Source organism: Trichothermofontia sp. (assembly GCF_053493415.1).
In genome coordinates, this window is sequence record NZ_JBRCAD010000090.1 from 1 (window position 1) to 7,408 (window position 7,408).

A 7,408-nucleotide genomic window follows, 5' to 3' on the forward strand; every position below is an offset into this window, starting at 1 on the left:
GCCTGATGGGGCTGATCTTCCTGTTCGCGGGAGATTATTTCTTTGGTGCCCAGTGGACCCACTGGCAGGTGATGGTGTTTTCAACGCTGGCTTTTTCTCGCATTAGTCTGGCGCTGGCGATGCGATCTGAGCATGATTTTGTGTTTGGTGCAGGCTTTTGGGCCAATAAACCGATGCTGGGGGCGGTGGGGTTGACGTTTGTCCTCCAAATGCTAGTGATTTATGTGCCCTGGCTCCAGGGGATGTTCAGTACCCAGGGGCTATCGCCGCAGGAGTTAGGGATCTGTCTGGTGATGAGTACGGTTGGGTTCTGGGCCGTGGAAGCGCAGAAACTTTTCTTCCGGCGCCGGGGTTAGTAAAGCCCATTTCCCTCACCCCCCAGCCGTCCCTCCCCCACGGTGCGAGGAGAAGTCATGGGAAAATATCGTCGGCGTTCAATCCTCGTCTTGGAGGAGGATCGTGAGCGATCGCTGCACCCGTTCGCGCGTGGCTTGCATATAGGGACCGTGGAGCCGCCGGGAAGCCGCCATCAGGAACAAGTAGGCACTGGCGAGATTGAGGCCAGCGACTGCACAAATGGCACTAAACCAGGGCAGCCCAGCCAAGTGACCAATCCAGATCAACACCACTTGCAGTAAGACAACCCCCATCATCACTAGGCCAAACCCGATCGCCAGCAGGGTAAAGCCACTCGTGATCCGTTTCTGTTCGACACTGGCTTCGTGCAGGGCAATTTCCAGGTGTAAATCCACCAACATCGTCACTAGGCGCAGCAGGCGTCGCAGATAGTAATTAAACCCGTCCAGCAACTCACGAACGGCCACGACCCCACCCTCCCAAGAGTAGCCCCAACAAAAACCCAATCCCCAACGCCGTTAGCAGACTTGTTCCCAAATTCTGCTTGGCCTTTTCGGTTACCTCCGGCAGTACATCCTTCTCAAACTGGGCAAATAATTTCTCCGTGCGTTCTTCCAGCTTGTGGAGGAGGGGTTCTAACTGGGCGATGTCCAAACGAGACTTGGATTCCGATGCGATGCGCTCGGCTCCGGCCTTGAGTTGGGTGGCTTCGGCTTGGGCTAAGGTGTATAACTCGGCCAACTGTCGCCGGATGAGGGTGCGGGTGCGATCGGTCTGGGCAGCAATCTGGTCTACCACCTGTTCCAGATTGCCGCTGGTGGCCTCCAACGACTCGCGTACCACCGCTGGCCATTCTTCAAGGATTAGAGGGACCAAACTAGAAAAGTGTTCTTTAAATTCAGTGGTTGATAGGGTGGGTTTATTGTCGTTATTTTCCACGATCGTGCCCTCGATGAATCATTAGGGTAATTAAAACTCATAACCATAACGCAGTCGGCGCGATCGGGGCGATATCGGGATCAATGCCCCCCACCTGGTTTGATCGCAATAACCACAGCGAGGCCCCTTGTTGTAAAAACGCTTTGCCGATCGCCTCAAACGTCAAACGCGGCAGCAAGGTCCGCCAACTGATCAAGGTATTGTAGAGGGTATTAAACGGGTCTTCCCACAGATCCGCCCCCAGTAACGGGGCCTGATCCTCCCAGTCCGATCGCACAATGCCCATCGGCATCAATTTTTGACTCAGGGCCTTTTCCAGGTAAACCAATTGCTGCACCTGTTGGGTTTGGGGATGATCGGGATGGGCCGCTAGCCAGGATTGGATCTGGGTGTTCGTTTGCATCAAGATTTGCAGCCGCCGCAGGGCGAGATAGAGGGCTTGACTGGCATCCTGAACACAGGAATTAGTCGGTCCCACAAAAGTCCCTCCCGTGCCATCCCCCACCCGATACCGCGCCGCCATTGCCTCCAGGGCATACCGCAAGGCATTGAGCGGCGATCGCACCTGCCCCTCGCCAAAATCATAGGTTGCCGTCAAGGCTGGGAAGCGAATCAACACATCGGCCACGGGCCGCACCCCCAACCACCCCCGCTGGCGATCGCCCATATAGGCCGACCAATCCATGCTGCCGGAAATAATGCCATCACTGTTATGGGTGTAGATTTGCTTGTAGGTAATCTCAAAGCGCAGGTCATCACTGAGCGGGTCCCGCACCACCTTGGCCACGCCGTAGGAAAAATGCCCAAAATAAATGCCAAAGGGCGCAAATTCCTTTTTCTTGCCGCCAATACCACCATAGACATGCATCAGCAAGGCGCGATCGCCCTCCTGCCACTGGTCGATCGCGCTAGAGATGGACGCTTCCCCCGGGGCCAGTAGTACGGATTTAATCTGGCCCTTCTGTTGGGCGGTTCCCTGCCAGCAGCGTTTGGTGAGGTACTGAATCGCAGCCTGTTTCCCCAGGACGACTTGATCCGGTTGCAATCTGAGCAGAGCACGGGGCGCGATCGCCTGCACCACAAACTCGCCCTCCCGATCCTGGGCACCGTAGATATACCACCCACCTTCATTCAGGACCGATTGCTCCAGGCCGCGATTGCTACTGGAGAAGACCCCCTCATGGCTGGGAAGCACCTGGGGAATGCGCACGGTGGCCACTGGCCCATCAAACTGACGGGATTCCCGGTTGAAATGGCGCCCGGTAAAGGTATCACTCCCCTTCGCCACGGGTGCGCCAATTTGCACAAGGCCATAAAAGCGTCCCGTAATTTGGACCGGCTCCTGGGTAATGAAGAGGGTCGGATAGGCTGTCTCTTGCCCGGTGTCTTCAGCCGCTGCCATCACCCGCACTGGCCCCGCGAGTTTCACGATCACGTCATCCTCCGGATGACCTGCCGCAAGGGATGCCAACGGACCCACTCGCCGCCAACCGTCCAGGCGATCGGGGTGCACCCGCCCTTGTTGCATACTTTCCTGGGTCTGTTCACTGAGGTACACATCCCGCGTCACGGACTGTCGCCACTGCTGGAGGGCGGGCAAATCTTCCCAACACAGCCGCACGCGTTGCCCTTGCCAATGGCGATGGTCGGCATCGGTTTGATAGACCTCGAACCAGACCCCCTGCACCTGAGAACGTTCGGATTTCCTCGGCAGGATGAGGCGACCGATCCAGGTCCCTACGGGAACATAGGTATCCGGTGGCAAAGATTGCTGGACAGGATAAAAGTCGTAGCGGTTGCAAGGAAGCTGTTGGTAAATCGCGTAATTACTAGGTTGGGCGAGACTGAGGTCAACCGCTGCCTTGGCGGTATGGGGCAGTTCCAATCGACCCGCTAGGATGTCCAAAATATAGTCAATCGTGCGTTGTAGGGCAGTGTGACCGTCGGGTAAGACCAGGTTCGGGTCCAGTAAACCACCGGGGACATTGTGACCCACGCCCCGCAGGGGCACGATCGTGATTTTGCCCGCCCGCCGTGCCCGGTTCCAATAGGACAGGAAAAGCAAGGGACGCCGACCGGGAAACATCCGGGGACCGAGGCGCTGCACATTATCCTTCTCCCCTTCAAAGTGATAGAGATGCTCTAGCTGGAGATAGCGGTTATTCCCACTCATTACCCCACCCAGGGAAATCAGTTCGATCGGGGCCTGGATCGCCTGTTTCAGAAACGCCGCCGTCCCCGCTGCCACCTGACCGCCGCCACTGTAGCCAATCATGGTGATGGGAATGCCGCTGCCCGGTACATAGCCCTGCCGGAGCAGACTATCGTAGAGGCGCTGGGCAATCCCCCGGTTATAGATGGGACCATAGCGTTGATCCGCCGACACGCTGACTTGCAAGACATTGCGAATATTGATCACATACCCCAACAAGCTTTGGGGATTTTTCAGCCGGAGCCACTCCGCCAACTGCCAGAAAAACGCCAGGGGCCGATGGGCAGACGTGAGCGGTTGATTCATCACCGAATAGGACAGGACATCCCGCACCAAACACACCTCCGGGGGGAGGGCCATCGCCAGTGCCCGTAAAAAATCCTCCACATCCGGCAGATATTGCTGGGCCGATCCTTGGCCGATGCCATCCAGGTAAACAAGGTAGCGGTGATAGGGAGAAGCCTGGGCTGCCCGATCGGCTGTTGCCGAATTCGCCGTCGCCGCGATCGTCGTCACGGGTTCCCCATACCAACCGGCCCACCAGCCCAAGGCCTCCAGCGGCGCCAACAGGGCCGCAAATAGGAACGCAATGATGCCCATCCGCACCAGATCGATCACCAACCGGATCTGACTGCTGAGGGCCTCATAGCCGAGGGCCAGCAAACGCTTCACGGGCGGTAAGAGAATAATCACAACCACAACCGCGATCGCAACCAGCAGCCACCGATAAAAACGCCTTACCCCTCGGTCCACAGCCATCCCCCTATACAGTCTGAAAAAGTCAACCGTTCAGGTTTAAGTACCCCATATTGCCATATTGCGCCTGAGCGCTTCAGGGCTAGCCCCCTTAGCCCCCCACTAGCCACCGCGCCCACCCAAACAACAGTCGGGCCAATGGCTCAACATCGACCCGACCCGACCGAAGCCCCGCTTCGTGTCCCTTGGTATCCCTTGGTGTCCCTTGGTATCGTAGTGGTTTTAAGGGTTAAGCAGTTATTGAACGCTTACCCAATGACAAGGGGTTAAGCCAGTCTTCACCCGCCTACTCGATTGTGATCGACTGGGGTCCCCGACTCGTATCCGCCTTCCCATTACCGTCCGATCGCCCCGTAACCTCCCCCGCCTGCTGATCTAGCCAACTCTTAATCGGATCATCATTAAGGTTAAGCCGTAGCAACCCCGAACACAGGCCCCCCAGGAAGGCCACCGGATGTTGGGCCAACTCTTTTATCACCGGAGACAATTCATCAAAAAACATAAAATCCAAACTCACAATGCAACGCGCTATCCACCTTGGAATTTTAACGCTTTATAAAGCTTTGTGAACCGACTGACAATTGCGCAGCGATCGCACCCCCCCTAACCCCCGGTTACCCTGCCGCCGATCGCAGTTCCGTCAACTTCGCCTTCACCGTCTGGATGTCCTGCCACATTAGCCATTTGGGACTGCCCTTCTCACGCGAAGGATTCCGCAGCAAGTAAGCCGGGTGGAAAATAGGCATACACAAGCGTCCTTCCCACGGCAACCACTGGCCCCGGATCTTGGTAATCCCCTCCCGATGCCCCGTCACCCCCCGCACCGCCGTCGCCCCAGTAAGCAGAATGATTTTGGGATCAACCAACCGAATTTGTTCCAAGAGGTAGGGCCGACAGGCCGCCATTTCCTCTGGGGTAGGAACCCGGTTACCGGGCGGGCGGCACTTTACCATATTGCAAATATAGACATCCTGCTCACTGTTCAAGGCCACCGACTCCAGGATTTTCTCCAGCAGTTGGCCCGCCTTGCCCACAAAGGGTAAACCAGTTTCGTCCTCATTCTGCCCCGGTCCCTCACCAATGATCATAATGTCTGCCTGGGGATGGCCCCGATCGACTACCACGTGGGTGCGGGTAGACGCCAGATCGCAACGTTGGCATTGGCGACAGTGGGCCGTGAGGGCGGCGATATCCCCATAGGTTCCCGGTGGAATGGGGATCGCCGCCGCCGTTGGGATCAGGTCCGGATTAAAGTCAGGGGGCGAGGGCGCCACCGCCACTGCTGGCAGGGACGGTTCTGGCCCAGGCGTTTCAGGTGCCAGATCGAAAAGGCTCATTTGCTCTGGATGCGTCATGGGGAGAAGACGATTATTCCTAGGCAATCGGGGGCGTATTCACACAAATTAATGTTCACTTTACCGTATTCCTGAAACAGGTTTAGAGCCACCCTGATCTGCCTAGCCTGCCGACTGGCTCCGTCAACCAGGCTGACGCGATCGTAGCGCCAATCGGGGACTGTTCATAAATCTTTGACCTGTTACCCACCCAGGTATCAATAGAATTGCTAAGCTAGGAGTGGGACCTCTGTGCGCAGTGGGTAGAGAGATTGCATCACCGATAACTGCTTGGGAAGGACTAAACACTGGTTCGGTGGCCGACATAAGTTGTCAGTATAATTTGTCCAATAACATGCGCATACCGGCACGCTTTATACGGACAAAGCCGAAGCCGTAGGGGATATCGATCCGAGGGAAATTGGGTAGGTTATCCCCAGATGGAAGAAGTGCTTTTCTGTGTAAATGCTGAGTCGAGACAAAAGCAGAAATGGCAGGATTGAAGCAATATCCCTGGCCATTGTTGGCTCTGGGGCTTACCCTTAACAGAGACGTTCCCCGAAGCGGAGGTCTGCGATCAATTTCCCTAGGAGGGTTTGACTGAATCTTGCCTAGGCGTGCTCGACTGAATCCGAAATTATAGTATGCCTTTATTCTGGCTGGAGATGTCCCATGTTGCGCCGCTGCCTCTCGTTTACCACCCTCGTTGTCTTGAGTACGCTGCTCCTAGCCGGGGAAGCAACGGCGGAAACCCCCCTCACCCAGGCAGTGGTGGAAATGGTGCGTAACCGGGTCCAACTCCTGCGGCAAAATGCCCAAGCCCGTGATGCCCGTGTGGCCGATCGTCTGACTCCGGGCGATGGGGTGGCAACAGCCCGACAATCCCTCGCCGAACTACGCTTCAATGACGGGTCCTTAGGGCGACTCGGAGAACGGGCCGTCTTCTGGTTTACCCCTCGCACCCGCACCTTTTCCCTTGCCAACGGCACCGTCCTGCTGTTGATTCCCCCTGGGCAGGGCCGCACCCGCCTCTACACCCCTAATGCGGCGGCGGGGATTCAGGGGTCAGCTCTCTTTGCCCGCTATATTGCCGATTCCGACACGACGATCATTGGTGCACTGACCGATAGCAACATCCAGGTTTTTAACCAGCAAGTCAATCAGTCCCAAACCCTGAAGGCTGGACAAATGGCTGTGGCCGTGGCCGGTGATATTGTCGGCATCTATGATTTTGATCTGGATACGTTTTACAAAACTAGTCCCCTCCTGCGCGGCCTTGTGCCCAATCCCCTGGCGGGCAGTACACCTGTTGATGAGGCGATCGCCGCCGTCCATGCCGAAATGCTTGAGGGCTTAGCCGCCCAAAGGCCCATCCCCGATGACGAGTTAGTAGCCACGCCCGATTTCCTGCGCATGCCCACGATCGCGGCCAAGGATGTGACCGATACACTGCCGCCAACGGACAGTAGCCAACCGGATATCAATAACCGTAATCTGGATGTGCCCCCTGTCCCCTTAAGGGATCTGTCCGCGCTCGACACGAACAATTTTGATGCCCGTTCCCTATTAGAGGTGAGTGAATTCCAACGGGAGGCGATTCTGGATGCCGTGGGTGCCGGACGCGGACCGATCGACTCCCTGCCATCCGATACCCTTCCCAACCTCGGAGACCGACCCGATCTCCCCACCCAGCCAGAACTGCCGGATCTCCCCACCCGGCCAGAATTGCCCGATACCTCAAACCGGCCAGAGCTACCCGACACGCCCACGCGACCGGAAATCCCCGACACGCCCACGCGACCGGAAATCC

The 7,408-nt window shown here is 57.0% G+C and carries 6 protein-coding genes and 1 pseudogene; 2 read left to right on the forward strand and 5 right to left on the reverse strand.

Features of this window, described 5'->3' with window-relative positions:
- Positions 1-356 (forward strand): cation transporting ATPase C-terminal domain-containing protein (locus ACWIUF_RS07660; RefSeq protein ID WP_448571696.1); only part of this gene is annotated, 356 nt, incomplete at its 5' end.
- A gap of 78 nt (positions 357-434) precedes the next feature.
- Here ACWIUF_RS07660 and ACWIUF_RS07665 read toward each other — a convergent pair.
- From ACWIUF_RS07665 to ACWIUF_RS07685, 5 genes are all read right to left on the reverse strand, one after another.
- Complete coding sequence (locus ACWIUF_RS07665; protein WP_448571697.1) at positions 435-824, reverse strand: phage holin family protein; 390 nt, start codon at positions 822-824, stop codon at positions 435-437.
- Complete coding sequence (locus ACWIUF_RS07670; protein WP_448571698.1) at positions 811-1,296, reverse strand: hypothetical protein; 486 nt, start codon at positions 1,294-1,296, stop codon at positions 811-813. The genes ACWIUF_RS07665 and ACWIUF_RS07670 overlap by 14 nt, the downstream gene beginning before the upstream one ends.
- A 37-nt stretch (positions 1,297-1,333) precedes the next feature.
- The gene (locus ACWIUF_RS07675) at positions 1,334-4,267 is read right to left on the reverse strand and encodes a CAAX protease (protein ID WP_448571699.1); all 2,934 of its coding nucleotides are present in this window, start codon (positions 4,265-4,267) and stop codon (positions 1,334-1,336) included.
- Positions 4,268-4,550: 283 nt separating this feature from the next.
- Entirely contained in the window at positions 4,551-4,766 is a 216-nt protein-coding gene (locus ACWIUF_RS07680) for a hypothetical protein (RefSeq protein ID WP_448571700.1), read from the reverse strand.
- Positions 4,767-4,878: 112 nt separating this feature from the next.
- Positions 4,879-5,619: a uracil-DNA glycosylase gene (locus ACWIUF_RS07685; protein ID WP_448571701.1), complete on the reverse strand. Its 741-nt coding sequence runs from the start codon at positions 5,617-5,619 to the stop codon at positions 4,879-4,881.
- Between the two features lie 651 nt (positions 5,620-6,270).
- Between ACWIUF_RS07685 and ACWIUF_RS07690 the strand changes: the two are divergent.
- Positions 6,271-7,408: pseudogene (locus tag ACWIUF_RS07690) on the forward strand (hypothetical protein); the annotation flags it as partial.

Excerpts from the sequence above, each read along its gene's own strand:
- ACWIUF_RS07685 (WP_448571701.1), bottom strand. The coding sequence starts at position 5,619 with ATGACGCATCCAGAGCAAATGAGCCTTTTCGATCTGGCACCTGAAACG.
- ACWIUF_RS07675 (WP_448571699.1), bottom strand. The coding sequence starts at position 4,267 with ATGGCTGTGGACCGAGGGGTAAGGCGTTTTTATCGGTGGCTGCTGGTT.
- ACWIUF_RS07680 (WP_448571700.1), bottom strand. The coding sequence starts at position 4,766 with ATGTTTTTTGATGAATTGTCTCCGGTGATAAAAGAGTTGGCCCAACAT.